At 45.5% G+C, this 23842-nt stretch carries 30 protein-coding genes; 15 read left to right on the plus strand and 15 right to left on the minus strand.

The genetic code is table 11. The features are described 5' to 3' along the window. Nucleotides 1-603 precede the first annotated feature (603 nt). The 14 genes from ACOSYY_RS20095 to ACOSYY_RS20160 all read left to right on the plus strand — a co-directional run bounded on the left by ACOSYY_RS20095 (nt 604) and on the right by ACOSYY_RS20160 (nt 8672). Nucleotides 604-1002: a hypothetical protein gene (locus tag ACOSYY_RS20095; RefSeq protein ID WP_421664738.1), complete on the plus strand. Its 399-nt coding sequence runs from the start codon at nt 604-606 to the stop codon at nt 1000-1002. Continuing rightward, nucleotides 995-1237 (plus strand): hypothetical protein, encoded by a 243-nt coding sequence (locus tag ACOSYY_RS20100; RefSeq protein WP_421664739.1) that lies wholly within the window; start codon nt 995-997, stop codon nt 1235-1237. The genes ACOSYY_RS20095 and ACOSYY_RS20100 overlap by 8 nt, the downstream gene beginning before the upstream one ends. 17 nt (nt 1238-1254) lie before the next feature. Further along, nucleotides 1255-1668, plus strand: a complete 414-nt coding sequence (locus ACOSYY_RS20105) for a hypothetical protein (RefSeq protein WP_421664740.1) — start codon at nt 1255-1257, stop codon at nt 1666-1668. 131 nt (nt 1669-1799) lie between these two features. Then, on the plus strand, nt 1800-2204 hold the full coding sequence (locus ACOSYY_RS20110) for a hypothetical protein (protein WP_421664741.1): 405 nt from the start codon (nt 1800-1802) through the stop codon (nt 2202-2204). Nucleotides 2205-2551: 347 nt separating this feature from the next. Beyond that, nucleotides 2552-3925: a replicative DNA helicase gene (gene dnaB / locus ACOSYY_RS20115; protein WP_421664742.1), complete on the plus strand. Its 1374-nt coding sequence runs from the start codon at nt 2552-2554 to the stop codon at nt 3923-3925. A 63-nt stretch (nt 3926-3988) separates the two neighbouring features. Continuing rightward, complete coding sequence (locus ACOSYY_RS20120) at nt 3989-4567, plus strand: hypothetical protein (RefSeq protein WP_421664743.1); 579 nt, start codon at nt 3989-3991, stop codon at nt 4565-4567. Continuing rightward, complete coding sequence (locus tag ACOSYY_RS20125; protein WP_421664744.1) at nt 4524-5501, plus strand: YqaJ viral recombinase family nuclease; 978 nt, start codon at nt 4524-4526, stop codon at nt 5499-5501. Before ACOSYY_RS20120 ends, ACOSYY_RS20125 begins: the two co-directional genes overlap by 44 nt. Then, complete coding sequence (locus ACOSYY_RS20130; protein ID WP_421664745.1) at nt 5498-5959, plus strand: hypothetical protein; 462 nt, start codon at nt 5498-5500, stop codon at nt 5957-5959. The genes ACOSYY_RS20125 and ACOSYY_RS20130 overlap by 4 nt, the downstream gene beginning before the upstream one ends. Beyond that, nucleotides 5956-6297 carry a hypothetical protein gene (locus ACOSYY_RS20135; protein WP_421664746.1) on the plus strand — a complete coding sequence of 114 codons (342 nt, stop codon included), beginning with the start codon at nt 5956-5958 and terminating at the stop codon, nt 6295-6297. The genes ACOSYY_RS20130 and ACOSYY_RS20135 overlap by 4 nt, the downstream gene beginning before the upstream one ends. A 135-nt stretch (nt 6298-6432) precedes the next feature. Continuing rightward, a complete protein-coding gene (locus tag ACOSYY_RS20140) occupies nt 6433-6702 on the plus strand; it encodes a hypothetical protein (protein ID WP_421664747.1) in 270 nt (89 codons plus the stop codon). Then, nucleotides 6699-7586, plus strand: coding sequence for a phage-derived integrase/recombinase RecT (gene recT, locus ACOSYY_RS20145; RefSeq protein WP_421664748.1), 888 nt, complete (start codon nt 6699-6701; stop codon nt 7584-7586). Before ACOSYY_RS20140 ends, recT begins: the two co-directional genes overlap by 4 nt. Continuing rightward, nucleotides 7583-7981 carry a RusA family crossover junction endodeoxyribonuclease gene (locus ACOSYY_RS20150; protein ID WP_421664749.1) on the plus strand — a complete coding sequence of 133 codons (399 nt, stop codon included), beginning with the start codon at nt 7583-7585 and terminating at the stop codon, nt 7979-7981. The genes recT and ACOSYY_RS20150 overlap by 4 nt, the downstream gene beginning before the upstream one ends. Further along, nucleotides 7978-8349, plus strand: coding sequence for a hypothetical protein (locus ACOSYY_RS20155; RefSeq protein WP_421664750.1), 372 nt, complete (start codon nt 7978-7980; stop codon nt 8347-8349). The genes ACOSYY_RS20150 and ACOSYY_RS20155 overlap by 4 nt, the downstream gene beginning before the upstream one ends. Further along, entirely contained in the window at nt 8349-8672 is a 324-nt protein-coding gene (locus tag ACOSYY_RS20160) for a hypothetical protein (RefSeq protein ID WP_421664751.1), read from the plus strand. Before ACOSYY_RS20155 ends, ACOSYY_RS20160 begins: the two co-directional genes overlap by 1 nt. Before the next feature lie 94 nt (nt 8673-8766). Here the strand turns inward: ACOSYY_RS20160 and ACOSYY_RS20165 are convergent, their stop codons facing one another. Next, the gene (locus ACOSYY_RS20165; RefSeq protein WP_421664752.1) at nt 8767-9237 is read right to left on the minus strand and encodes a lysozyme; all 471 of its coding nucleotides are present in this window, start codon (nt 9235-9237) and stop codon (nt 8767-8769) included. A gap of 61 nt (nt 9238-9298) precedes the next feature. On the opposite strand from ACOSYY_RS20165, the gene ACOSYY_RS20170 reads away from it, so the two are divergent. Beyond that, nucleotides 9299-9661 (plus strand): hypothetical protein, encoded by a 363-nt coding sequence (locus tag ACOSYY_RS20170; protein ID WP_421664753.1) that lies wholly within the window; start codon nt 9299-9301, stop codon nt 9659-9661. A gap of 225 nt (nt 9662-9886) precedes the next feature. On the opposite strand, the gene ACOSYY_RS20175 is transcribed toward ACOSYY_RS20170, so the two are convergent. From ACOSYY_RS20175 to ACOSYY_RS20240, 14 genes are all read right to left on the minus strand, one after another. After that, nucleotides 9887-10108, minus strand: coding sequence for a hypothetical protein (locus ACOSYY_RS20175; protein ID WP_421664754.1), 222 nt, complete (start codon nt 10106-10108; stop codon nt 9887-9889). A 65-nt stretch (nt 10109-10173) separates the two neighbouring features. Next, nucleotides 10174-10377: a hypothetical protein gene (locus ACOSYY_RS20180; protein WP_421664755.1), complete on the minus strand. Its 204-nt coding sequence runs from the start codon at nt 10375-10377 to the stop codon at nt 10174-10176. Continuing rightward, on the minus strand, nt 10364-10615 hold the full coding sequence (locus ACOSYY_RS20185) for a hypothetical protein (RefSeq protein ID WP_421664756.1): 252 nt from the start codon (nt 10613-10615) through the stop codon (nt 10364-10366). The genes ACOSYY_RS20180 and ACOSYY_RS20185 overlap by 14 nt, the downstream gene beginning before the upstream one ends. A 130-nt stretch (nt 10616-10745) precedes the next feature. After that, entirely contained in the window at nt 10746-11738 is a 993-nt protein-coding gene (locus tag ACOSYY_RS20190; protein ID WP_421664757.1) for a glycine-rich domain-containing protein, read from the minus strand. 8 nt (nt 11739-11746) lie between these two features. After that, nucleotides 11747-13171, minus strand: coding sequence for a hypothetical protein (locus ACOSYY_RS20195; protein ID WP_421664758.1), 1425 nt, complete (start codon nt 13169-13171; stop codon nt 11747-11749). A gap of 200 nt (nt 13172-13371) precedes the next feature. After that, on the minus strand, nt 13372-13704 hold the full coding sequence (locus ACOSYY_RS20200) for a hypothetical protein (RefSeq protein WP_421664759.1): 333 nt from the start codon (nt 13702-13704) through the stop codon (nt 13372-13374). A 2-nt stretch (nt 13705-13706) separates the two neighbouring features. Then, nucleotides 13707-15887 (minus strand): hypothetical protein, encoded by a 2181-nt coding sequence (locus ACOSYY_RS20205; protein WP_421664760.1) that lies wholly within the window; start codon nt 15885-15887, stop codon nt 13707-13709. Next, the gene (locus ACOSYY_RS20210; RefSeq protein WP_421664761.1) at nt 15887-18748 is read right to left on the minus strand and encodes a hypothetical protein; all 2862 of its coding nucleotides are present in this window, start codon (nt 18746-18748) and stop codon (nt 15887-15889) included. Before ACOSYY_RS20210 ends, ACOSYY_RS20205 begins: the two co-directional genes overlap by 1 nt. Next, complete coding sequence (locus ACOSYY_RS20215; RefSeq protein ID WP_421664762.1) at nt 18748-19845, minus strand: hypothetical protein; 1098 nt, start codon at nt 19843-19845, stop codon at nt 18748-18750. The genes ACOSYY_RS20210 and ACOSYY_RS20215 overlap by 1 nt, the downstream gene beginning before the upstream one ends. A gap of 5 nt (nt 19846-19850) precedes the next feature. Next, nucleotides 19851-20621 carry a hypothetical protein gene (locus ACOSYY_RS20220; protein WP_421664763.1) on the minus strand — a complete coding sequence of 257 codons (771 nt, stop codon included), beginning with the start codon at nt 20619-20621 and terminating at the stop codon, nt 19851-19853. A gap of 8 nt (nt 20622-20629) precedes the next feature. Next, nucleotides 20630-21415 carry a hypothetical protein gene (locus ACOSYY_RS20225; RefSeq protein WP_421664764.1) on the minus strand — a complete coding sequence of 262 codons (786 nt, stop codon included), beginning with the start codon at nt 21413-21415 and terminating at the stop codon, nt 20630-20632. Next, on the minus strand, nt 21415-22935 hold the full coding sequence (locus ACOSYY_RS20230) for a packaged DNA stabilization protein (protein WP_421664765.1): 1521 nt from the start codon (nt 22933-22935) through the stop codon (nt 21415-21417). The genes ACOSYY_RS20225 and ACOSYY_RS20230 overlap by 1 nt, the downstream gene beginning before the upstream one ends. Further along, a complete protein-coding gene (locus ACOSYY_RS20235) occupies nt 22925-23650 on the minus strand; it encodes a hypothetical protein (protein WP_421664766.1) in 726 nt (241 codons plus the stop codon). Before ACOSYY_RS20235 ends, ACOSYY_RS20230 begins: the two co-directional genes overlap by 11 nt. Nucleotides 23651-23653: 3 nt before the next feature. Beyond that, on the minus strand, nt 23654-23842 hold the full coding sequence (locus tag ACOSYY_RS20240) for a hypothetical protein (protein WP_421664767.1): 189 nt from the start codon (nt 23840-23842) through the stop codon (nt 23654-23656).

Consider the following 23842-nt stretch of genomic DNA (forward strand, 5'->3'; position numbering starts at 1 on the left):
AGAATCTACATCGACAGAGACTGTGGGTAACTTCGCCCCGACAAGGGGTAAGCGAAGTTATCCATCAGGCGATAAACAGTCCCCAATGTTCGGACTGATATAAAAGTTATCCACAGACTTATCCACAGGTATCGTGGAACATTTTAGCGTGGAACATTTGAATATGAAGTTATCCACAGGTTATCCACAGAGTTATCCACAGGTTGGACTTTTAGTAAGGATTTTGGAGGTTGTATGAAAAAAAGAAGGGAAATTTTGAACGTAGGAGTGGTAACCAAAAGCGTTTCGCTTTTAGCGTTTATAGCTTGGTGGCTAAAACGCAAAGCTCAAACCGTGGACAAGCCCAAAAAAAAGGGAGGCCCAGTTCGCTTTGTACGTCCTGCAACATTGAGGTTGCAATCGCCCGTACGTTGTGCAGACTATCTTGCTAGTGCCTCGTTGGGTAAGCAAACGACAATGCTTAACCTAAGACATGACCACGCTCTACACTTCGCCCACGTTTCCCAGCTTTGGTCTCGCACAGTCGCTGGGTTATACTACAATCACGCGCTGCCCGGTTACCACGTGACATGCGCACACTAACACAAAATAAAGGGTAAAGCAATGAAATTCTCTTGGCGTAACGAAAACTTTAACAACGGGTTTACCTTTTTAGGCTTGGCTGTGCCGCTTGATGAGCCTTTAATAAAGGAAGCAAAGGGGATGTCATACGAGATTTGGGAATACGATGACATAAAGTCCCAGCTCTTGATTATCCCCTATTTACGTCACGGACAAAAAAACAAGAAAATGCTTGCAAGGCTAAGACGATGGGTACCGCTTAATGAATACTTAGATGCTGCAAACAAGGTAACCCCTAAGGAGATCTTTATATCCAGCGCTCTCAAATACCAGCGATTAGCATCTTTTTTTTTGGGTAAGCATCCACTTTTGGCGCAAAAGCATTACCTTGTATGCCAACATATTTGTTCAGCAAAAACTAAAGGGGGAAATAATGACTAAATATGACCCTTGGGCTAAAAGTTACACGGTAACGTTTGCAAAGCCCAAGAAATTAACCAAGGAGAAAGCAATGACTAAAAAGATAAAAGAGATACGCAAAGACGAAAAGCTACACGATAACGATTCTGAAGCTCCAGATATTGACTACTCAGCAAACTGGACATCAGAAGCTCGCGGAATTTTCGGACTGCTCAGCGCGCTAGCATCGCAAGCTGAAAAAAAAATCACAAAGTAACCACGAGGAAGATGAAAATGACTGAAAAATCACTACCCGAACAGATAAACGACTTGATAAAAGAGGGGCTGTATCAAGCTATTGGCCAGTTTGCTGTTATAAAGCCAGACTCGTACGGGGCACCTTTCAAAATTGAAAACAAAAAGTCTGAATATCCGGAAACTATAAAAATATACACGTTTAATCAAAATTGGGGGGTCAGCGTAACGATTGACGTTGAGGTGCAATACTGGAAAGACAAATCGCCCCACGAACTGCATCTGTTTGAAATGCAAATCTATGACGATCGCAAAGCGTTAAAAGACAATCCCGCTGCGCTGTACGGCTTCTGGCGCAACTTAAAGCTTATTGCCGATCTAGCGGTTAATGAGGTTGTCAACAGGTTGGAGCACACAAAAAGCTTAAACAGAGGGGTAGAAAATCATGACTGACTATATAGTTTACCTGTGCCGTGGCTGCGGAAATCACTCAACAGAAATATCCCTCACCCAGGGAGGCGGCAGCGGCACATTTGAAATAATTTGCGAAAAGTGCAGCCAAGACTTAGAAATGATAGCAGACGATGTTGACGAAACCCCAGGAGAATAAAAAAATGAATTACGAAGATTTAACCATACAGATAACCGAAGAATATAATCGCGCCGTCGAGGAGCGCTTTAAGAACAGAAAATGGGTTGGGCTGCTCAATCCAGACCAGCACGATTATAGCAACGAAATGTTTATCATCTTGCCCGATAAAGATGGCCAAAAGCTTGAGTTAAGAATTTGGGTATTAGAAAGACATTTCGGAATGGTGATAAATTTTGATACTGTTTGCGATGGCTGGGTTTGGGAACAGTTTTCTTATCCTATCTTTTTTTATGACGGAAGCGACGAGGAAAGTATAAAAAATGAGGCGGACACTGCCATTGCCCATGCGGTTGACTGCATGGAGAAGTACATACAGTGGCACCTTAATGGGAGATAAAACATGACAAGCGTATGCAAAAAATGCGGGGCGGCTATCGAAAAAAGAAAGCCGCTTATCTGCGACCCGTGCTTTATTGAAAACTTTAAAAAACTTAGAAGTATGTCGCCTGTCGAACTTAACGCTTATGTTAAAAATTGGTTTAAAAACTTACCAGGAGAATGAAAGAAAGCTTTAAATTAATTTTTTAAAAACCAGAAAATGCTTACAGACACGGGCTAAATCAAGAGCTAGGATAAGAGCACTATCTCAATAATAACAATAGATAAATACAACAATTAAAACCAAAAAACCAAAATGATAGGAAAAAATATGATTAAACTAACAGTTGCTACTATAGGTGTTACATGCAAACATTACCAACAATGCCTCAATCCGTGGAGGCAGAACAATCAGTGCTCGGGGCGTTACTGCTCGACCCAGCACGATTTGATGTAGTCAATGACATCATTACAACAGATGACTTTTTTAAAAAAGGCCATCAGCTTATATTTAGCGCGCTCACAGAGCTTGTTAAAAACAATAAGCCGCTTGATACCGTCACGCTCTCAAACGTCCTGCGAGACAAAAAAGAGCTTGGCGAGGTAGGCGGGGACGCTTACCTATTCCAGCTTTCCAAAAATACTCCCAGTGCGGCGAACGTTGTTGCTTACGCTGACATTGTTAAAGAAAAGTCAATCAAGAGAAAAATAGCGTTAACCGCTAGTAAAATTCTTGAAGACATCCTCTCAAAAAATGAGGAAGCGCATGACGCGCTAGAAAACGCTGAAAAGACTATCTTTGACCTTAGCACTGTTGGCGCACACAAGATAAAGCCAAAGACTCTATTAGAGGCAGCCAAGGAAGCCCTTGCCGATATTGAGATGATGTCAGAGCGAAACGAGTCAATCACGGGGGTTGCCAGCGGCTTTAAAGACTTGGACGCTCTTACAGCTGGATTTCAGCCTGCTGACCTAGTCATTATCGCTGGTCGCCCCAGCATGGGCAAAACCGCGCTTGCAATGAATATTGCCCAGTATGCCGCACTTAACACAACAAAGCGCGTTACCGTCCTCATTTTTAGCTTAGAGATGCCCTCAAAAGCTATATCAACCCGCATGATTGCATCCCTTGCTGGTATTGACCAACACCGATTGCGCACAGGGCAGCTGACCAGTGATGACTGGGCGCGCGTAGTGTCTGCTATGGCAATCATAGAGACCGCTAAAATCATTATTGATGACACGCCAACTCTTACACCGCTTGAGCTTAAATCGCGCGTTAGAAGGGCTATAAAAGAGCATGGCGACATAGGGCTTATTATTATCGACTACTTGCAGTTTATGCACTCTCCGCGCAAGCAGGAAAATAGAGTGCTTGAGATATCCGAGATATCACGGAGCTTAAAAGCGGTAGCAAAAGAATTTAATGTGCCCGTGATTGCGCTGTCGCAGCTTAGCAGAAACGTTGAGAGCAGACTTGATAAGCGACCCATCATGTCTGACTTGCGTGACTCAGGGGCCATTGAGCAAGATGCTGATTTAATCGCGTTTGTCTATCGCGATGAGATGTATAACAAGGACTCTAACGACAAAGGCACCGCCGAGCTAATAATCGCTAAACACCGCAACGGACCCACGGGAATGGTCAAGCTTGACTTTATCAGCGTCTTTGCGACTTTTGAAAACCACAGACCTAGAAACCACTCATTTTTTACTGAAAATAAGGAAAATTGTGATTGACGTATCATTATTTGTTTGATAAAATACAAACAATAATAGCACGACAAAAGGTTGTAATTAAAAATGGCAAAACAAAAGAACAAAAATGCCTCGCGCATCGTCTCAAAAGAGGTGATGGGCATCATTTTAAACATGGCGCTCAGGCACGGAAGCCGTAGCTCGCTAGGCGTTTATTTAGGCGGCAATCGTGGCTTGGTGACAATGTGGGACAAAGGGTATGGCTATCCTTCCCCCGCAGCGCAAGCTGCCCTGATTAGCTTAAGCAACGGCGAGCTTGAGTATGAGGACTTTGTGGGCTACCCCATAAAGCCAAGGCCTGGCGAAAGCATGTTTGACTTTATTAAACGACAAATCTTAGCCCCTAAAGCTGAGCAACTTAAAATAACAGTGGAGGAATATTTACAAGCCTACGTACCAGGAAGAATTAGAGCTATCATCCGAAAGAAGCACCTTCATCGCGATGATATTACCCCATTAACCACCGTAATTTTTAACGACCGCAGCTTTTGGCTTAAAGTGTATCGACGCTTTATCAAAAAACATGCTATCTACGATAAAAATAATCGGTGCTACATAGAATCACAGGAGTTACCAGAAGATGTCCCAAGAAAAGACTATAGAGCCACAATTGGCGAAGAATGAGCGAACCACAGGCTTAGGCGGCCACGACATCGGCGCAATCTGCGGCGTGCACCCCTTTTTAACCGCATTTGATGTGTACAATGAAAAGGTTAACGGCGTATCGCACTTTGAGCCGCAGTATATACAAAAGCGGGGCTTGTATCTTGAGAAATTTCTTATCGAGGAATATCTTAATCAAACCGATTACGTTAATAACAAAGAAAATTACCTTGCGATGCAAGATAGTTTTTTTAGGCATAAAGAGCATCCCTATTTTTATGCCCACCCCGATTACGTGTTTTTTAAGTCTAAAGGACCTATCGCAGGGGGGCAATCCTTATCGTCTCAGACGAAGCCAGCAAAAATCCTCGAATGCAAAGCGCCTGCCATAATCGGCAAAGAGTGGGGCGAAGAGGGAACCTTTGAAGTGCCAGATTACATCAAATGCCAAGCCGCTTGGTACTGCATGGTCATTGATTGTGATGTGCTTGATATCGTTGTTGATTCGCCATTTAAGCTTAAAGTCTACACGTATAATCGAGATAAAGACTTAGAGGCACAGCTGATGCAGGCAGGAATTGACTTTTGGAATAACCACGTGTTGACCAAGGTCCCGCCTGAGCCACAAAATGCCAACGATGTGCGAGAGCTTTACCGCAAAAGCAATCCGGACACAACGATAGAAGCTGACGAAGAGCTATCCTCAATGCTCTTTAGAATCAAAGAGTTGCAAGGACATATCAAAAACTTTGAGCAACAAATCGAAGGCTTAAAATGCAGCGTGCAAACCAGAATGAAAGATAACGAAACTATCCAGCTGCACGGTGTAACGCTGGCCACGTGGAAACCCTGCACGGTTACGCGTCTTGACATTAAAGCGTTAAAAGATGAGCAGCCAGACATTTACAATGACTATATGTCGGCCAATACAAGTCGGAGGTTTCTCGTAAAATGATAGAGGAAACTTACGAGGGCGAATCACCGCGCCTTAAATTTAAAACCAAAGATGGCATAACTGTCCAGGTGACTAATAGGTTTGGGCAGGTCTGCACCGACGGGGGGCAGTATGAAACGATGCAATGGGTTGTGGTTCAAGCCTGTTTTAAGTCAAATGACTATTTGTGCTCAACAATGGTTTATAACTGCAAAATGCTGGCAGATGACTTGGCTACAAAAAGGAGGGAAATATTAACAGAATGCCAGAAAGAAGAGTACGAAAAAGCTGTCGATAAAAAGCTAAAATACAAAGAAAAGGACGAACTTCACGAGTTTAGAATGAGCCACATGCTGTATGAGGTGGGGGATGACTATATCATTAAAAGCATGGCAAGAAGCACAGAACTGACGATTCGAAAAATGCTAGATGAGTCTCCATTGTTCGCAGTATTTGTAAGGGATTTTAAAAACCAATGAAAATACAAGACATTTTTGATAAAAAAATAGACCAATATTTCGAAGAGGTTAAAAGCTATATTAATGATGAATGCACAATATTATATGAGATAGGCTGGAACAAGGTTTATGCCAACGATGAAGAGGGGACGCTTATCTTAGAAGGCAGGGAAGGAGGCTTTTCAGAGATGGATAAAAGTCAATTTTACAACGAGGTTAAGAAAATTACAAAGCAGTTGACAGAAGATAACCCCTGCGGGCTAAACCCGCGCGAAATCGGCGAAAACGCGTTAGCGGTGGCAATAAACAGAAACCTTAATGGTAACATGCCCACCTATTGCGATAGAGAGCATATATAAGTCATAGAATTTACGATATAAGAATAAGATTAAACAAATAACAACAACAATAACAACAATAACAATAATGGCAACAAGAGAGGTAAAAACAAATGTACTACCAATTATTAATAAATCACATTAGGAGTTTAAATAATGTTAAAAACATGGTTAAAAACAAAGCAGTCTCTTTACGACGAAATTAGCGCGTTAAAGAGAAAAATCAACGAATTAGCGCATGAAAACGCAGCGCTTGAGAAATCATCACTGGGGCTAAAAGATGCGGAAAACTACAATTATTTACTATTTAAAGATGCTGAAACACGCTTTACGAAAGCGGCTGAAGAAAACCAAGCGCTCAAGCTTAAGGTGGAATATTTAAGCGAAGATATTAAAGCGCTGCGCGGTCGCAGGGAGGCAGCATGAACGATATACAAGCGTTGCTGCAAAGCGATAAATTTAAACTATCAATACAACAACGACAAGCACTCAGCCCAGAAGATGCGGCTAAATTTGTGAGTATGTTTGAATCGGCTGTTCGCAAAAACCAAAAATTATTAACGTGCTCGCCCAAAAGCATTGAGCTTGCCGCTCATAAGCTGGCTGACCTTGGGCTTACGCCAGTCGATACGTTTAACCAGATTTATCTATATCACCGCTGGAATGATACCGTCAAAAGCAATGAATGCGTCATCGATGTGGGCTGGCGTGGTTACGCCACCTTGGCGTATAAACTATGCGGCACGTCGATTGAAAGCGACGTTGTTTTTGAGGATGAAGGTTTCCAGTGCGAAAAAGGCACTACCACCATTTTGTCCCATCGAGTAAATATCTTTGCAGACAGAAGCGAAGGCAAAGTAGTAGCAGCCTATGCTAAAGCCACGCTGCCAAGTGGGATGGTTAAGTATGAAATTATGACCAAACTTCAAATTGAAGTTATTAAAAAGATTTCGATTGAAAAAAATAAAAAGCTGACCCCCGCGTGGGTTAATTTTTATACTGAAATGGCTAGAAAATCAGTGGTTAAGCGTTTATGTAAGCAGCTCAATGAGCTTGAGAAGATAAACAGCATCATTGAACTTGAAAACGAGGAAGACTACTTTGAAAGCGAGCCTATCGACACCAGCAAAACGGCAGCGCAACGACTGACCGACCGGATAAAAAGTAATATCCAAAGCAAAAGCTCAGCAGCACCAGCTATCTCTCACGAGGAAAGGGCGACCTTGGATGCTAGTTGGCGTGAATTTGAGGAAGGTGAAGAGCTGTTGCCGGTAAGGCCTGAACATGAAGACTGTGTGGTAGTGCTGTGATTACCGTGCAGCAAGATGAGGATTTAACCATTAAAATATCTAATATCCCCATGCCGCCCTCTATTAATCAGGCCTACAAAAACGTAGGCAATAGAAGGTGTTTGGCAAGATGCGCGATACAATGGTACAAAATTTTCATGACTGAAATGAAGCTGCATACCTACCAAATGGTAGATAAGAAAGAGCTAGCAATAGGCGGGGTATTTTACTTTAAGTACCCCAAGAAAAGCGACACCAGTAATTACACTAAACTTTTGTGGGACGGCTTACAAAAGTCCGGCGTAATCCGCAACGACAACCGCTTCTACTGGGAGTTGTTGTCAAAAAATAAAGCCCAAGACGGGGAAGAACCCTACGTAGACTTAACCATTAAACCAATCGGAGAAAAATTATGAATCAAGACAACAGACCATTAAGTTCACCAGAAACTACAAGACGCGCTAACATTACATTTCCGCCCGTCCCAAGACCTCCTGTATTGCAAGCCGCTACCCGCTTTGCCCCCGACATTCCGCCTGATATGGTTGCTGATTACACACGCACCATGGCGGCTTTTAGGGCGTTTGTCAACCGAATGGATGAGACCGCCAGAAACATGCAAAACATCAGCAACCCTAACGCTCACATGCGCCAAATCATACAGCTAGATATGACAATGCGCGAGATTGTGGCTGTCGCAGAGCGCGTCATCGAAAGAGGGAATGGCATTTTAGAGGAGCAAGAACAGGCCAACGAGCCAAGAACCATTAGCAGGGGTATGTGATGAACCTCGAACAGAAAAAGAAAATAATATTCGACAACCTAAAGATGGAGTTTGACCTTTTTATTGAGCAAAACGGCTACAAATTGGTGGGGTCCAATGATAATGTTAGCGACTATCACACGCTTATAGTCTACACCAATGCTGACAAGGTTTTGATAACCACTGAAACTTTTAAAGCTCCTTATTGGGAGGGGATCCAAGAGTACGATAAAAAAACATTTCGCAAGCTGTGCGACCTAGGCGAGGACGATGAAATTACTGCCGACGCATTAGGTTATGGCTTTATTATGAGATTTAGCAAAGACCTCGACATAGTGGTATGAGAAAGAAAATATAGGGCGGCCCTGGAAAATTCAAAAAACCAAAACCGCCCTAAATTAGGTGTTACGTACATTAACGCTAGAAAGTTTAGCAAAGCTAAGCTGGGGTGTCAACCATAAAATAGCAAAGTATTTCTGCCTCTCGGCGGCGAACAAGGCCATCACTCACCTTGTGCCCGACATGCACCCACCGGCGAAACTGGGTGGCGATAACCTCCCTGTTCGTTACTCCGCTGTTTATGTGCTTTAAAAGCGTAGAGCCAACAAAATCTGGAACGCCAATATTATAGCATAAGCTTAAAAGAGCTATTAACTGTCTTTTAGATTGCTCGGCTTTCAACACTTTAAGCATGTGACGATAATAAGACTTGCATCCCTCTTTTAGCTCATGCTCTGCCTCTTCCAATGTTATCATATCGCCCATCTTAACGAGTTCCCCGCGATTGTAAACCGTCGTTCCGTACCCAATGGTCGGTATGCCACCTTCGTCTGGATAGGCTTTACCCCTAAACTGCTCCCACCCCTTAATAAAATCATAAAAGTCATCATCAAGCGGTACGTTATTCATGGTTGCTCCCTCTCTGGTGTTGTGTTAAAATTGAAAAATAAGATACCACAAAGGAGAGAGCATGATAACACCATTTGATATATATTTAATTGGCACCATTGGTGGGTTTAAAAATTCGCTGTTAGGCTTTGGCCTGATTGGCTTTTTGTTGTTGGTAATACCAGGCGGTATATGCTTATACGAAAACGATATATATGACTCTCCGAGGGGTAAAACTAAAAAATGGTTTGTAGGGCAGCTGGTAATCTCGCTATTAATGCTTACTACTGCTAACTTGATACCTTCCCCCCAAACGCTGGCCGCCATGTACGTCATCCCAGCCCTTGCTACCCCTGCAATAGAAAAGCTGCCGCAGAACGCCGCAAAGCTGGCCGATGAGTGGATGAAAGAAAAAGCTAAAGAGATAGCGGAAAGTAGCAAATGAAAATGGAAAATAGTATAGGGGAACAGCTAGGTGGCTATACGATAGAGCCAGTCGCGGGACGCATCGTGGTGTCAGGAGTTGAAGACATTAATAACCCACCGGCGCACGTCTATAAGTGTCGCTGCCCTTGTCATTGGTGGAACAAATATGGGGGCGCTTGCGTTTGCCAGTGCCCTGTGGGGGTGGGAACTATTCCTCATCGGCCAAATCACCCTATTAACTCTCTTAAGTGCTCTTTTGGGGAGGCCCCACAGTGGCCTCTAGCGTGGTTAATCTCTGGTTGGTCTGAGCCTCAAACACTTTCAGTTCGGTGGTCGTAGCCATAATAGATTTGGCTTGGTCTTGCACAATCGTGTGTAAATCCTTTTTCATATCTTTGGACGTCGACTCAAGCACCATCAGGCGAGCATCAACCATGGTGATAAAATTCGCCATTTTGTAAAACATCCCGACTATCGTTAAGATAGCAATAACGATGCTCAGAATGTCTTTGTGCTTGCTGATGCTGTCCACTATTTGCCCAGGACACGGTCAGCCTTAGCCTTGATTTTTGAGGCGCTAGCTTGAGATAGTTTACCCTTTTTTACCATCTGCGTAGCCCTTGCTTTAGCGTTGGCTGCATGGCTTTTATCGGGCATCGGGTATTTGCGCTCACCTGGCATGCCAAATTCACTAGAGGGTATCTTTTTGCGCGCTTTGGCGTTAAGTTTTGCCATTTGTTTTTCTCCTCGTTTTTTCGAACGTTCTTAGTGTGCCAAGGCCTAAAATAGCGTACACCAAATTATTAATGTTGTCCGCCGGTAATGGGTACGGCAGCAGCGTGTGGGTTTGCAAGCACATCCCAAGCCACAGATAGGCGGCTAATGCAAACTGAGGCACGTAAAAGGCGAGCAGCAGCACACCGCAGGACCAGCCGATAAATGGCCGCCAGCCAGACTTAAAAATATCGCTCATAAGTTGACAACCTGTATAGATTAAGAGTATAGTTGAGTTATATCTCTCTGGTATGGCTATGAGACTATCGCCGAATGGGGTTCCCCGGTACTAATCCATTCCTCATGCGGCGATAATAGCTTCTTACCATCTATCCTATAAATTCAATGATGTAGACAAACCCACGTGAACCATTACCACCTGCAAAGCTATTGTCGCCCGATATTGAGCATGCGCCAGAACCTGCGCCACCTAATGTGATTGCATTTAAGCCGTTGCCGTTTGTATTGGGTGCGCTTCTTCGTTGCCCACCCCATGGGCCAGGAACTCCGGCTCCAGGCACGACAAGCGAGGAAGAATAAACGATCCCTGGATCACCATCATTGCCAGGTATCGTAATGTTGCCGGTTTGCGTGTAAACCGTTGATGGTGCAGACGAAACAGCCTGCGTGCCAAGAGCTACCCCTGCCATTGCCTTCCCGCCGGCTCCAGGAGCAGCATTAACTAGTACGGGTGATAAACCAATAAAAGATGAGGTGCCATCTGTGCCATCGGCTCCTGCAACACCAACCCCGCCGGTGCCGACTTGGATTGTAATAGATGTACCGATTTGGGAGGCCGATAATACAGCGATTGCCAGCCCACCTGAGCACCCACCAGACCCAGCCGCATAAGGAGCGGCAGATGTGCCAATAACACCCCCTCCAGCCCCAGAGCCGCCGGCGCAAATAGCAATGCAGAACAGCATCCCAGGGGTAGGGGTATAAGTTTGCGCGCCAACAGTCCCAAAAAAAGATTGACTTCTGACTTGGCGCACAACGCCTGATACGCCTAATGCGCCCGATAAGAAAGCCAAACCCACGCCAAGTGGAATAGCACTGGGAGATGCCGCGCTCCCTGTAGCGTTTCCTAGTAATCTTTGCGCCGCAATCGCTGCAAGAGAAGGGTTAGGATAAGTGCCACTTAATGCGCCGCCTGCTGGGCCTGATGGTGGACCTCCGCCACCTGCAACAGTGTCAACATACTGTTTAGTGGCCGCTTGGTCGCTATTAACAATAGCTCCGGTTAAGCTCACAGCGGGAGCGATAATGCCTGACCCATCGCTTGCAATCTCAACGTTGTTGTAAATAAATTGACTGCCCATGTGACCCCCTAAGAAAAAATTGGATTAAGTCCAAGCATCGCGCTCGGCTCATTGTTTGTGATTGCGGAATTAGTGCGCAGATTAGTTACAAGCGCATTGGTTGCACCCGCATTAATTGTCAAATTAAATGAATTTGATGCAGTCCCTAGCGCGCCTCCATTCCAGGTCACGTCACGTCCTGAAATCTGACAATCTGCAAGCGCGCTAACGTTAACTAAATTCCATGCGACTTTTTCACCAGTACCAAAATCCTGAGAATTAGTAAATGTGACGTTGCAAATATTTGTTGCACCTTCAGTGGGGTTGCCGCTCTCGTCCAAGTCGCCCAAAACGCTGTCGCTTATCTCAGTGTATGTCGATGTTGACGATAGTTTTACTACACCGTTCGGTAGGTAACAATTGCTTACAAAGCTGTTGCCATCAACGGTTAATTTAAATCCATTCGCCCCTGGGCGCTCTTTGATGTTATTGATTGACGCCTCTAGGCCATACAGCGGTAACGATGACCCCGAGGCATTATAAGCCCCGTCAATGTTAAGAAAACGAGCACTCACAACAGGTGCCGTAGGTGAAAACTGGTTAACAAAAACAGGCAAAACAAGCGTGCATATCTCTGCTGTTGGGCAGTAAATAACTGATGAGCAGCTGTTACCTCCGCCAAAAATGATGGGGTTTACAAGGTAAACATTGTCCGCTTGAATAAAAAGCGAATCAGAGTCAGACACGCCAAAGCCTGAGTAATCGCCAAATATGCTGACGCCAAGACCACCGCGAAACGCGGCGTAATTAATCGGGCTTGCGCCACTTGCGTCAATATAAGCTCGATTAAGCGTTAATCGACTGCCAGGTTGTGCTGACAAAAAATTAAATAGTGTCTTGTTAGTATTGGGCGACCAGATAAACCCTGAACTTAGGGGGTTGCCCACCCCGTTAACCGTAAACTCAACGAACGCTCCATTCGTTGAGGCATCATATAAGTTGTCGACATTGCCGCAGTCTATTTTGATGTCTGACATCAAATATAAACTTATGTAATAGGCTGAGTCATCAAAGACAAAAGAGTTTGTCTCTATCGTATTGCCAACAACTGCTATGCGTCGATAGCCCGCGACAAGCGCATCGTAAATGGTTAAATAGTCAGCAGACCCGTCACCGCTAACAGTAACTTCATAAATCCCTGGGGCAATATTTGAAGATAATAGTTGCCCCGCGGCGTTCACGGTAGGGGCTGCTTGAGTCACTCTTAGCCATCGTCCTGTCCCTGTCGTGGGCTGTACCACGTTAATATCATCGCCAGTGGCGGTTGATGACGGCTCGTATTGAAAAAGACCAAGGCCTGGGACAAATGCAAACACGCCATTTCCAACCCCGTAAGTAGATGCTGTAATCCCTTTTAATGCGGGTAAAGTTTGAGTTTGACTCTGCTCAACCATAACGCGTGTCCACAAACTAACATTTGGCATTAATAGTTTCTCCTATAGTTTTCGCCGTTGTCTAAAAAGGTATCGGCATAGCCGTTTATATCGCCATCAATAAATCCTTGCGCGTACACCTGGTCTGTGGGCGGCGGACTAATGCCTGACGTATCGCCATTTCCGCGCAGTATTGAGCAATTAATAGCGTAAAATAGCATCTAAATTCCCCATTGTAGGCTTGTTGCGTCGATAGCAGCGCCTATCGCGATAATGCCTAGCATGTTAATCGGGGTAAAACCCGATGCGTTGACATACCAAGTCAGCTGCTCGCCAGAAGGGGCCTTGTAGGTAATAAACCGGTCGGCTCCTGGCGCGCTCATATCAACCGCTGCATTAATGACGCGACTTAACACAACATCAAGTGAGTTAGTTTGTGGGCTTCTGCCGTAAAAGTTCTCGTTAAGCACTACGCTTCGTAGTTGCTGAACGGGAGCAATCGAAATCGGCGCTTCAAACCCTAAAATAGGCTGACCAGGGACAAAAATTGACATAGTTAAACTCCTAGTAGCGCGTCGGCTACAACGTTGACGATGATAATAGGTGCATTTTCAATAACGCCTGTCCCGTCCGACCCGTAGGTAACTGACGTGCCTTGGAAATACAAAGGTACTGACCGCGTATTGCCCGCAAAAGGCTGTATCGCGACATCAAAAGAACCGCTTGAATAAATGAGATTGCCAAGCGTTGAGATAAATAGTTTGCCTTGGCCTTCGACGCCAGTATCTGGGTCAAAAAAGCGTAATTCAGGGGCCTTAACCATCTCAACGGGAAAATAGTAGTTAGCCGACAGGTTAGAGCTTGTCGTTGTGATGACGCCTGGAATCACCAAATCCGTGGGGAATATAGTCTTAATCGTTGTGCCAACCTGCCAGTTGGTTTGCGGGTAAAAGCATTGCGATTTAAAGCCGGTAATCGCTCCCACGGCCAAAGGTTCGCGCCAGGAATAGGTGCGATGGTAATAGCGTTGACACTTTAAAAGCACGTCTTGAAAGGGTAATGGGGTCGGGAAGAAGGCAGAATTACCTAATGTCAAGGCATTATTTTGAAAATAAATTTTTCCGGAAACACCAAGCTCGACACCATCATTCCAGATGATGACACCGTAAGACGTGTAGCCACCCATCGATACATTGTTTAAATAGCCTAACTGCGGATAAGACGTGCCGCTATTAATGGTAAAGGCATCTGAAACGCCTAGATAAGTGTAACCCGCTGCTAACATGGGGTCAGTACCAGGCAAGCTTGCTGACACCCACGCTTGGCGAGGCTCAGCTCCTGCTAATCCGCTCCAGCCGACAATAGCGGCCTTGACGGTAACAGTGCTATCAGCGTATAGCGAACAGCATACAGACGCTATTTGCGCCCGCAAGTTTGCGCTATTAACGTCCTCAATAATCTGAAAGATACCGAACTTTTTACCGATTTGTAGCACTTCTAGCGTTAAAGGTTGGCTTATAAAGCTACTTTTAGCTACAATTCCATCACCATCACTGAGCAAGATAGTCTGGTCAGCAATGTATTGGCCGTTGTCGCACGAAGCTATAGTCTCGCCCATCTGATTTGGGTTGTTGTATAAATCCCAACCGATAAGAAAGTTTGTAGATTGTACGGCTTGGCACCAGGTTTCCAAAGTTCCCCAGTCCTTCTTGCCGACTAAATTTGTCCCTTGGTCTGTGTCTTGGCCTGCCAAGTTATAAGGCAAGATTTCAGCGTACTGCTGCTCAGGCGACAGATAAGCAAACATCGATGCTGAGAAAGTGCCGGACACAAAACAGGCATCCACAAGGCCGACGCTGATAATCTGGTTAGACTTAAACTGCCACGCAAGCTCTAAGTAATCGTCTCCATTGGAACCAATGACCTTACCGCCGATGCTGGGAACAGTGAACGCGGCTAAGCATGACTGCCACCCATCATTTATAGCGAACGTTTGGATGGGTGTAATTACGGTTGCACTACCGCCCGCGCCAAAGTGCTGAATGCACACTAACGTTAACTCAGAGATGCCACCTAAGGTCAATACGGACGCATAGACGCTCGCCGTTACCGCCTGGTTGTTAAGCATTTGTACGGTATTAAACCGCTGGCTGACGTAATTATCAGAGTCTGTGCCAGCTGCTGTGCAGTTGTAAGCCAAATAATAAGGCGGCGAATAAGGGACCAAGTTTTCACCTGGCAAAAAGGTGGCCCTTGAAATCGTCACCGTCGCATTGGTCGTGGCGCGGGTGTATAGCCACTCATCAGCAATTTGCGTTGAGCCAACCGAAAGGTCTGTATTAGCGAAGGACAAACCTTCGCTCCAATAGCTAAACTGAGGGTTGAGAAAATAGTTAACCACATTGTTATTAACCGTAATGTCGCCACCGCCAGCACCGCCTTGGGATGGCTGGTTTGTAGCCACACGAATTAACTCGCCCTGCTCTGAATAGGTTTCCAACCGATATAACGGGTAACCATCCCCTGACCTTAGGTAAATAGGGTAGGGCGGCGCACCATCTAACCCAAATTCAATGAGTGTAGGGTTGGCAATCGTGCCAGCAGGGTCAGAATAAGTGGCCTGCGGTGCGCCTGTATCATTATTCTTGGTGAGCATATACCCATTAGCCGCAGGAACCCCCTGCTTGGTTAATACGTAGTACGCAATATTGGCGGGCAACACATAAGAAGTAGCCATTAGTCATCATCCTCATTATTCAGTATGGCGGTGGAGAATAAGCCAACGGGCTTACCGGCGTGTTTGGGGGCTTGAGAAAGCTTGTGATAAAGGGATGTCTTAATTTTAAGACCGCGCCTAATCTTAATAATATCTTCAAGCGTTTTTCTTGAGTCATTAATTGTTCGGTACTGAGAGTATTTGCCCAGTGTATAGGCAAGCCTCCCTGCAACGCCTTTATAATCGGAAGCGGTAAGATGGTCTAATAAGTCTCGAATATAGTTCATGAACGCAACCGACATGCCAGGCCCTGTATTTTTCTGACCGGTCGGTGGGTTTGCCATACGCTCAAAGGCTCCTCGGCCATTATCCATATTGTTTTTGAAGCGTTTAATTTCAGCCTGGATATCACCCTTTGGGGAATCTAGCCCCGCTTTATCAAGGAGAAGGCCCATACGCTCATCGCCAATTTCGCTTAAAACCTTCTCTAATCTTGTCGGCGCAACAAATAATCTCCCTGTGTTGGTTTCCTCTAGTGAATTTTTTAGCGCGTGCGAAAGCAAAAGCTTAGAGGTGTCTGGGATGTGGTTTACCATCGATTCAAGCTGAGTAATCTGATATTTACCCGTCTTTGTTAAAGGCAAAAAAGTTTCGGCAATTTTGTCTGGGTCAGCTTTCTTCTTGATGATTTTTCGAATATCTTTATCAAATAAAGGCACGATTTTTTCTTTATAAAAATCCATGGCCTTGTCGTGAGCGCGCTTTACGTTGGTGGGAGCTTTTTCGATTGCTGTATCAATATCGTCAGCGATGGCCGCTAAAAGGGAAGCGTATGTTGCCGCTTCACTTGATTTATCAGCCGCTACAGCATCGGCATGCTTTAATCCTAAATGATGCCTAGTTAAATCTGCTGTTTTTAAATCAATGCTATGCTCAGCAGGCATCTCTAATAACTTCTTGAACTCTTCGTCGCCCAGGTTGATAATGTTATCAATGCTTTCTCTCACGTCATCCATATCTGGAACAACCTTTTTTATCGTGTCACTATAGGCTTTGCTATGCTTTTCAGCTTCAGCCTTGGCGGCATCTCTTGCTTTTTCGGCGGCACGTACATTCTTTAGTCCCTCCTTATCGCGCTTAGCTAGCCCATCAATCCGGTCGTTCTCGGCATCAGCAAGCTCTTTTTCTGCATCAGCTATTTTTTTTCTGGACTGCGCGGTTTTATAAATTCCGCTGCCTGTCTGATAGTCCTTCTTAGCTTCTTCAAGGTTTTTCTGCGCCACCCTTATTCTTTCTGATGATTCAGAATCAAAGTCAGCGATATTATTTCGGTGCTTTTGGCCAACATTAGCTAAACGTTGGTCGGCCTCTTCGAATTTCCTAGCAAAATGCTCTTTTGTGGCTAATTTTTCCTCAAGCTCTTTGTTAGCAGCATCTAAAAAGTTAAAGCCCTCATAAACAGCGTCATTCATGTTATTAAGCTTGTTTTGTTGGGCTATCCTTCTCCCCTCAATGTTCGTTTTATCAAGGATGCTTTTTAGCATTTTTAGCGATTTTGACGCAGGAGAACCCACACCGGTCTTGTTAAAGATGCGCTCAAGGTTCCCCTTCTTTGATTGCGCGGCGGCTCTAAACTTGGTCAAAGGTACTGTAAAATCAACATCTGCCGCGGCTTTGTCAGACTCTTTAAAAAGCTCCTGCTTTTGCTTTTTCATAGCATCGGCATGGGTTTTAACCTTTTCCGCAAGCTGTAAAGAAATGTCGTGAGGCGTAATAGAGCCATCAACTACTAGCGGTTCATTGGCCCCTCGCTCGCCATCAGGATAACGACCGATTCCTAATTTCTCGCCAAGGTCTTTAGCCTGCACCGCCAGATTCTCTTTTATCTTTTTAAACTTTTTCATAGCCTTTTCGCCATGTCCTGCGCGCTCGGGTATCTCGTTTACTTCAAGCTTGTGAATGGTCTCATTGCCAAGAGCTTGCCCAAGCATAATAGGCGTATCATCGCCAGGATTATCTTTTAAGACCTGCTCCATTTCTTCAGTGGATTTAGTGGCTTGGTCAGCCATTCTGGCTTTGGCGGCAGCTTCGGAAACATGCCCTAATAATTTGGATAAAATCATGCCAGCGCCCACGCCTAGAGGGGTTAACCCTGCTCCTATAGCAGCGCCTGTAGATATATCCTCATCAGGGTCTGCGGTAATAGCTCCAAACGCGGCGCCCTCTGGTAGCGCTCTAGCCACCTGAGCACCAAAAGACCCTGAGTTCTTGATTGTTTTAGCAAACTTGCCAACTGCTGGAACCGCCTTGCTTGCTTTAGCGGCAAGTGAGGCTACCCCCTCAAACCCAGAGGCAAACGTCCCAAGCCCTGCCAGAACTTCTCCAGCTCCTGATATGGCTGCTGCGGCTTCCAGGGCGGCAAGACCATACTTGGACACCGCTTTTGTTAAAGCCTGTTGTAAATTTGGGTCCATCTCGTCATATTTTTCATTTTGCTGGTCGGCCATGTTGCGTGCGTATTGGGCTACTGACGCATCAAACCCCACATTGGTTAAAAGCCGTGTTAGCTCGGCTAAATTTTCAGACGCGCCCGCTTTGACCGCTTGCCTATCCATATCCGAGCTTTCGCCGTGCCCTTTTGGCCAATAGTTACTGCCAAACGCATGGGAAATAAACCCACTATCAGGCGGAGAAGGCGGCTTAGGAGCCTCTTCCGGTGATGCCTGGCGCGGAGGGGGAGGCAACGCCATCAGCTCATCCATACTAATTACGCGCCCAGTCGGCTTATTTGCGCTGGAAGGTATTTCTTGTGCTGTCGCCGCTTTTTTTTCTGGAGGCGGAAGAGCCATTAATTCTTGTAAAGATATAACGCGCCCAGCCATTAAAAATTCTCCGAAGCGTGGCTAATCGCATCTTCAAGCGACATATTGTTTGACTTGGCATACTGGGAAATACTGTCCATTGGAATTTGGTTGCCAGCCTTTGTAGTAATAAAGTCTCCATTCTGCCCCGACATAATAGGCGGCGGTGGAGAGCTAGGCATCAAGGGAGAGTTAGCATTTCCTTTCCCTCGCTGGCTCATCGCTTCAAAGTCTTGCTGGTTCTGTTTTAAAAAGGGGTCGTTAGCTAATTGCTGGGTCACATAATTATCACGTGCATGCTCAGCGTTATTATCGGCGGGCACACCAAATTGGGTGTTAAATATGGCTTGATGATAACGCAAGGCGTTATCACGCGTTACGGCATTTGTCCTGGCCATAAATGATTGCACCGTCTCACCTTTGTGCGGTGTAAACAGGGCTTCTGTAGCATTGTAAGTATCTTGCAACTTGGGTAAATTCATTAAAGACATCTGGAGCTCTTGCAACTGCACAATTGCATTGCTTGATACACCGACCTGCTCAAGCAGCTTTTCCTGGCCTTTACTGGCATGACCCGTCCAGGTTGCACTTAATGCGCTCATGTACTTTTTGAGTCCATCAGGGTTATTGACAAAGTACTTAGCCCCTTGCTGAATTTGAGCAAGCACCGACTTCATTTGTGGCCATGCGTTGATAACATCCTGCATCTTAGACATGTCTTTTTGGGTTAACAGTGTCGTCATGCCGCTTTCACCAGTGGGGAAATCAGTTTGCTGGGCTACACCCGCCTTTCTGGCTCTTAAGTCATAAGCCTTGTTATTTTGGTCAAGTTGTTGAGCTTTCAAATCTGAGTTGCGCTGTGATATCTCTATTCCCTTGATGTAGTAAGGGAATTTTGCGTTAAACTGACGTTGCAGCTCGTTAAGCCGGTCTTGGCTTTGTCTTATACGCTCATCCATCTGTTTTAATCGCTGGCGCTGGTACTCAATGCGCGAGGCGACTTGCATCGGCATTAGGTCTGTCCGCATATTGCGATTTCTAGCTAACGATTGGTTGGATTGTATGCGGCTTCCTTGCTCGAATGGACGCATAAATGCGTCGCCGACTAATTGTCTCATGCTGTTTATCTCCTCGCGTAGTTAGGGTCAGTCCAGGGTGATGAGCCGCCGCCGCTGTGGCCCCACAAGTTGTAACCTTCGATGCCAGTCCCTACGATATTGGCCAACTGAGCAATAGGCTGACGCTGAGAATCAAGCCGTGCTTGTTGTTCATCCAGCCGTGCTTGGTTTTTATAGACGTTGGCTTCCTCTTCGCCGCTTCGTTGCGAAATGTCGGCCATGCGGGTAGAAGACTTATTCTCAAGCCCTACCATCTTGCCAAAGGCGTTCATCACGTCGCTGCGCTGCTTATCGTCAATACCAAGCACGCGAAGATAGCTATCAAAGCTTTTTGATAAATTGCTTAGATATTGCTGTTGGTCTTGCCCCATAATGGCGTTTGATATTTCGGCATGCTCCATATCGCCAACGCCTGAACCTTCAAGTCCTTGTGCCCCCAGCTTATTGGTCATGATGGCATTTGCTGCTTGCTCTTGTTGCTGAGCAAACGGTGACATCGTGTAACCGCTTTCGGCATGATTTAGGATTTGGCTTGGGTTGTAGTTCAGTAGGTTGTAAACCCCTGCATTAGGGTTTCCTTGCTGCACCACATTGCCTGCCGCGCCATAAACCGCATTGCGAGCAGTGTCAAAATCGTTACCCGCATTGTTGGTGTAAGGCGACATATACGCTGCCGCTTGGTTGTAAGATTGATTAATAGCGTTAACGCCCGCTTGTGATTGCGCGGCGGCATCGGCAGAATCATCCTTAGATTTTCCCCACCCCATTAAGCTCATAATGGCTCCTATGTTAAGTTTTGGCAGCGAAGCTGCTCTAAAATATGGTCAAACTGCAAAATCGTGGGTGAGCTACCTATCTCGCCCTTGACGTAAAACAGGTCAAAGTCAGCCGGTGTACCAAACAGGTTGTTAATGTTTAAACGAAACTGCACCACAGGATTTGCCCCTAAATCGACATCGCCCATATCAGGTATTTTTAGCTGGTTAGCGACAAAGAATTTGCCTGGATAAAGGTATAACGGGGCCGTCTCAACCAACCCAATGTTGGGGATGCTGGCGGAAATGCTCAGCTCGGTTGCTTCTAACGTATTGTTTCTGTAAGCAACTGAAAAGGTGAGCAGCTGCCCGTTATATTTTGTTGCGCCGTTAAACTGCTGCACGCCTGTTGAGTAATTTAAGTTGTACAAGTACAGCGCACTATCGAGCGTAGCTACTTTTACATTTAAGAAGTTGAGCGAGCCACTCGGTGACTTGTTCGCAAAAGGGTAAGGTGTCGGGACGATGGTGTAGGTAGTTGCTCCTCCGCCATTGACCACGTACCAGTTTGAAACTGTTTCAACATCTGACCCGTCAGCTTGAGTGATGGGGGTATATCCTGAAGCGCCCAGTAAGTTAAAGTCAGGATTATAAATAAAAGAAGAAAAGCCTCTATTGTATAAAGAGTTAACCGCTTTAAATATTTCATTGTCGTAACGTTCCCGTTCAATGCTCATCTTGCCTTCATCGTCAACAATTTTTGAGTTAACAGGCAATTTTGATAGTTTGTTAAGGGGGGCTTGGATTAATGGCATTAACCGCTCCCCGATGCTATGTTGTAGTTAAAGCTTGCGCCCATGAGAAATACAGCGACGGGAGCCATGATTTCAAGTTTAAATGTCCAGTCTTTGGAGTAGCCTAAGCCCTCAAAGCGGGTGGTCGTCATGCGTCGCGCGCTCAAGCCTAGCGTTTGTTTCATCGGCTCGCTAAAACTTTGGCCACCATCATAGGAGATATATAAATAGACTTCAGGGTCTGCCCCATACACATAATGTGCGCCATTGGGGTCGCTGCGCCCCACAAGGCCCACGCCCTGTTGAAAATACAGCTCTAGGTAGTTGCCCTGGATGTTCTTATAGCCATTCACACGAAAATTGTCGGTAATGCGAAGGCGTTTAATCGGCGTGCCATCATTATCTAAAAAGGACTCTGAAAGCTCATAGACAAAGCCATCAAGACTTGATGTCAGTAACTTCTTATTCTTAAAAAACATAAAGGATTGGCCAAAATACGCTGAATCATTCAGGTATTTCAGGTCAAAAAAGGTCTTATTGTTAACGATGTAAGCAATGCTGACAGCATCTGTACGAAAGTTAAATACGGCAAACGTTTGGCCATTTTCTGTCCAGATAAATGATTCGCAATCTTCTGGATTTTTTAACTGATTGAGTCTGTAGTCAATGCTAAACGTGCTCACTACAGTAGGCCTCTCCCCCGAGGTCTTCATTATTTTACGAGTACCGTCAGCCGTTTGACACATAAAGAGGGCAAACTGATTTTCAGGCTCACCATACGAGCCAGCAGTCCCGACTACAATCGCACCTTGTGAGAGCACGCCATAAAAAAAGACGAGGTTCTCATCAGCCTGGAAAGCCAATGAAAGGACGGCGTCACGGGTGTAAACCTGGATAAACCCACGCGCAAACATCAGCATGCGCCCATTAACCGAACGGATGGCTATCAAGGGGTTAGCAGCCGCGCAGGAATTGTAGTTAACCGGAAACCGGTTGAGGGCATTCCACTTGGTGGGGTCTTCAGAGGCTGATTGATAGACCTGTTGTGTGCCCGCATCGTTAACCAAGAAGTAGCCGCCTTGCTCAGCACAGGTGGATGGGGCCACAGGGAAGGCTGTAACAGGAGGGCCAGGGATTGGGGACCAGCCAGAGTGGGTTACTACATTATAAGTCCAACCGCCGGTGCCATCGACAACCAGCAGGTAATTTCCGCCGACACACATGCAGACAGTGCCAACTACCGTATTGATTTGCCCAATCTCGGTAATGGTGAAAATGCTATTAACTTCAAAGACTTTATTGCCTAATATAAAATAAGCACTGTCAACAAGGGCTATACAGCCCCCGCAACGGCCATAAAATGGGTTTGAGCCTATATCAGGGGACAAGAACTTCTTCACCCCTGCATAAAAATATTGTGCCCACTGCTCGGTCATGGGGTCATAGTAGGGGTACCAGTTGACCGCTATTTGACTGTCAGAAGCCGCAGAACGCTGAAAGTTTGAGCCACCAACAACAGGAAAGCTGTAATCAGTAGCCAAAGCCTGCCCCCATCGAATAAGGACCAAAACTGTTGGTTGAAAAGGGTATAGGGTTGTTAAATTCGGTGCGCTTTTGATTGCTATTAATCAGTATCTTGGTGTATTTAGCAAATTGCGCGTCAAAACCACTTGTAGGTGTGGTGTTATAATAAATGGATAAATCTTTTGCCAACCAATAGGACAGTGGCAAAAAGGCGTACGAGACAATTGAAGCTTGCGCAGATTCAAACAGGTTTACATCATCTAGCTTTTGCTTGCCAGTGATGGTGATGATTTCACCGCCCACCGTACGTGGATATAGCCCAAATTGGCAGTTGTTCTCATTAACTTGATAAGTCCAGTTGCCAGGCATCGAGGACGCCTGCTTAAAAGCGATATTATCAAAATCAACCTTGGATAAGCGTTGTGGGGTATAGGTGACACCACCAATGTTGTACACCACAGAATCAATCTCAAGAAAAGGTGAGGCCTGAATGGTGTCGCCAGGTTGCTGGCCAATGAAATAGTACAACTGGTTGGTAATACCAATAAAGGTCAACTCTTTAACAAAGTAGATAAAGGCTTTGTATTGTGACCACTGGGCTAACGTAGCATTTAAAAACATCAATGCCGTAGCCGTTTTACCCTCAGCGGGTATCTCCCCTTCACGAGAGACACCCCCTAAGCGCAATGCCGTAGTAATCAGGTTATTGACTGAATGCAAATTGGCAGCCATGGCTTATGCCTCTTTGTCCTTCTTGTCCTTTTTGCCCGCCACGTCCTCAACAGCTCCAACAGCCTTTTTGCCGATTAAATGCGGGGCAGTTGCCCATCCTTGGGTAATCGCTTCATTCAGTTCAAGCACGTCTTTGCACAGCTTGTGAATTAGAGTGCCTTGCTCATCATGATTAAACATCTTTAATAACAT

Source organism: Nitrospira sp. BLG_2 (assembly GCF_049222245.1).

Excerpts from the sequence above, each read along its gene's own strand:
- ACOSYY_RS20095 (WP_421664738.1), top strand. The coding sequence starts at position 604 with ATGAAATTCTCTTGGCGTAACGAAAACTTTAACAACGGGTTTACCTTT.
- ACOSYY_RS20100 (WP_421664739.1), top strand. The coding sequence starts at position 995 with ATGACTAAATATGACCCTTGGGCTAAAAGTTACACGGTAACGTTTGCA.
- ACOSYY_RS20105 (WP_421664740.1), top strand. The coding sequence starts at position 1,255 with ATGACTGAAAAATCACTACCCGAACAGATAAACGACTTGATAAAAGAG.
- ACOSYY_RS20110 (WP_421664741.1), top strand. The coding sequence starts at position 1,800 with ATGTTGACGAAACCCCAGGAGAATAAAAAAATGAATTACGAAGATTTA.
- dnaB (WP_421664742.1), top strand. The coding sequence starts at position 2,552 with ATGCAAACATTACCAACAATGCCTCAATCCGTGGAGGCAGAACAATCA.
- ACOSYY_RS20120 (WP_421664743.1), top strand. The coding sequence starts at position 3,989 with ATGGCAAAACAAAAGAACAAAAATGCCTCGCGCATCGTCTCAAAAGAG.
- ACOSYY_RS20125 (WP_421664744.1), top strand. The coding sequence starts at position 4,524 with ATGTCCCAAGAAAAGACTATAGAGCCACAATTGGCGAAGAATGAGCGA.
- ACOSYY_RS20130 (WP_421664745.1), top strand. The coding sequence starts at position 5,498 with ATGATAGAGGAAACTTACGAGGGCGAATCACCGCGCCTTAAATTTAAA.
- ACOSYY_RS20135 (WP_421664746.1), top strand. The coding sequence starts at position 5,956 with ATGAAAATACAAGACATTTTTGATAAAAAAATAGACCAATATTTCGAA.
- ACOSYY_RS20140 (WP_421664747.1), top strand. The coding sequence starts at position 6,433 with ATGTTAAAAACATGGTTAAAAACAAAGCAGTCTCTTTACGACGAAATT.
- recT (WP_421664748.1), top strand. The coding sequence starts at position 6,699 with ATGAACGATATACAAGCGTTGCTGCAAAGCGATAAATTTAAACTATCA.
- ACOSYY_RS20155 (WP_421664750.1), top strand. The coding sequence starts at position 7,978 with ATGAATCAAGACAACAGACCATTAAGTTCACCAGAAACTACAAGACGC.
- ACOSYY_RS20160 (WP_421664751.1), top strand. The coding sequence starts at position 8,349 with ATGAACCTCGAACAGAAAAAGAAAATAATATTCGACAACCTAAAGATG.
- ACOSYY_RS20165 (WP_421664752.1), bottom strand. The coding sequence starts at position 9,237 with ATGAATAACGTACCGCTTGATGATGACTTTTATGATTTTATTAAGGGG.
- ACOSYY_RS20170 (WP_421664753.1), top strand. The coding sequence starts at position 9,299 with ATGATAACACCATTTGATATATATTTAATTGGCACCATTGGTGGGTTT.
- ACOSYY_RS20175 (WP_421664754.1), bottom strand. The coding sequence starts at position 10,108 with ATGTTTTACAAAATGGCGAATTTTATCACCATGGTTGATGCTCGCCTG.
- ACOSYY_RS20180 (WP_421664755.1), bottom strand. The coding sequence starts at position 10,377 with ATGGCAAAACTTAACGCCAAAGCGCGCAAAAAGATACCCTCTAGTGAA.
- ACOSYY_RS20185 (WP_421664756.1), bottom strand. The coding sequence starts at position 10,615 with ATGAGCGATATTTTTAAGTCTGGCTGGCGGCCATTTATCGGCTGGTCC.
- ACOSYY_RS20190 (WP_421664757.1), bottom strand. The coding sequence starts at position 11,738 with ATGGGCAGTCAATTTATTTACAACAACGTTGAGATTGCAAGCGATGGG.
- ACOSYY_RS20195 (WP_421664758.1), bottom strand. The coding sequence starts at position 13,171 with ATGGTTGAGCAGAGTCAAACTCAAACTTTACCCGCATTAAAAGGGATT.
- ACOSYY_RS20200 (WP_421664759.1), bottom strand. The coding sequence starts at position 13,704 with ATGTCAATTTTTGTCCCTGGTCAGCCTATTTTAGGGTTTGAAGCGCCG.
- ACOSYY_RS20205 (WP_421664760.1), bottom strand. The coding sequence starts at position 15,887 with ATGGCTACTTCTTATGTGTTGCCCGCCAATATTGCGTACTACGTATTA.
- ACOSYY_RS20210 (WP_421664761.1), bottom strand. The coding sequence starts at position 18,748 with ATGGCTGGGCGCGTTATATCTTTACAAGAATTAATGGCTCTTCCGCCT.
- ACOSYY_RS20215 (WP_421664762.1), bottom strand. The coding sequence starts at position 19,845 with ATGAGACAATTAGTCGGCGACGCATTTATGCGTCCATTCGAGCAAGGA.
- ACOSYY_RS20220 (WP_421664763.1), bottom strand. The coding sequence starts at position 20,621 with ATGAGCTTAATGGGGTGGGGAAAATCTAAGGATGATTCTGCCGATGCC.
- ACOSYY_RS20225 (WP_421664764.1), bottom strand. The coding sequence starts at position 21,415 with ATGCCATTAATCCAAGCCCCCCTTAACAAACTATCAAAATTGCCTGTT.
- ACOSYY_RS20235 (WP_421664766.1), bottom strand. The coding sequence starts at position 23,650 with ATGGCTGCCAATTTGCATTCAGTCAATAACCTGATTACTACGGCATTG.
- ACOSYY_RS20240 (WP_421664767.1), bottom strand. The coding sequence starts at position 23,842 with ATGTTATTAAAGATGTTTAATCATGATGAGCAAGGCACTCTAATTCAC.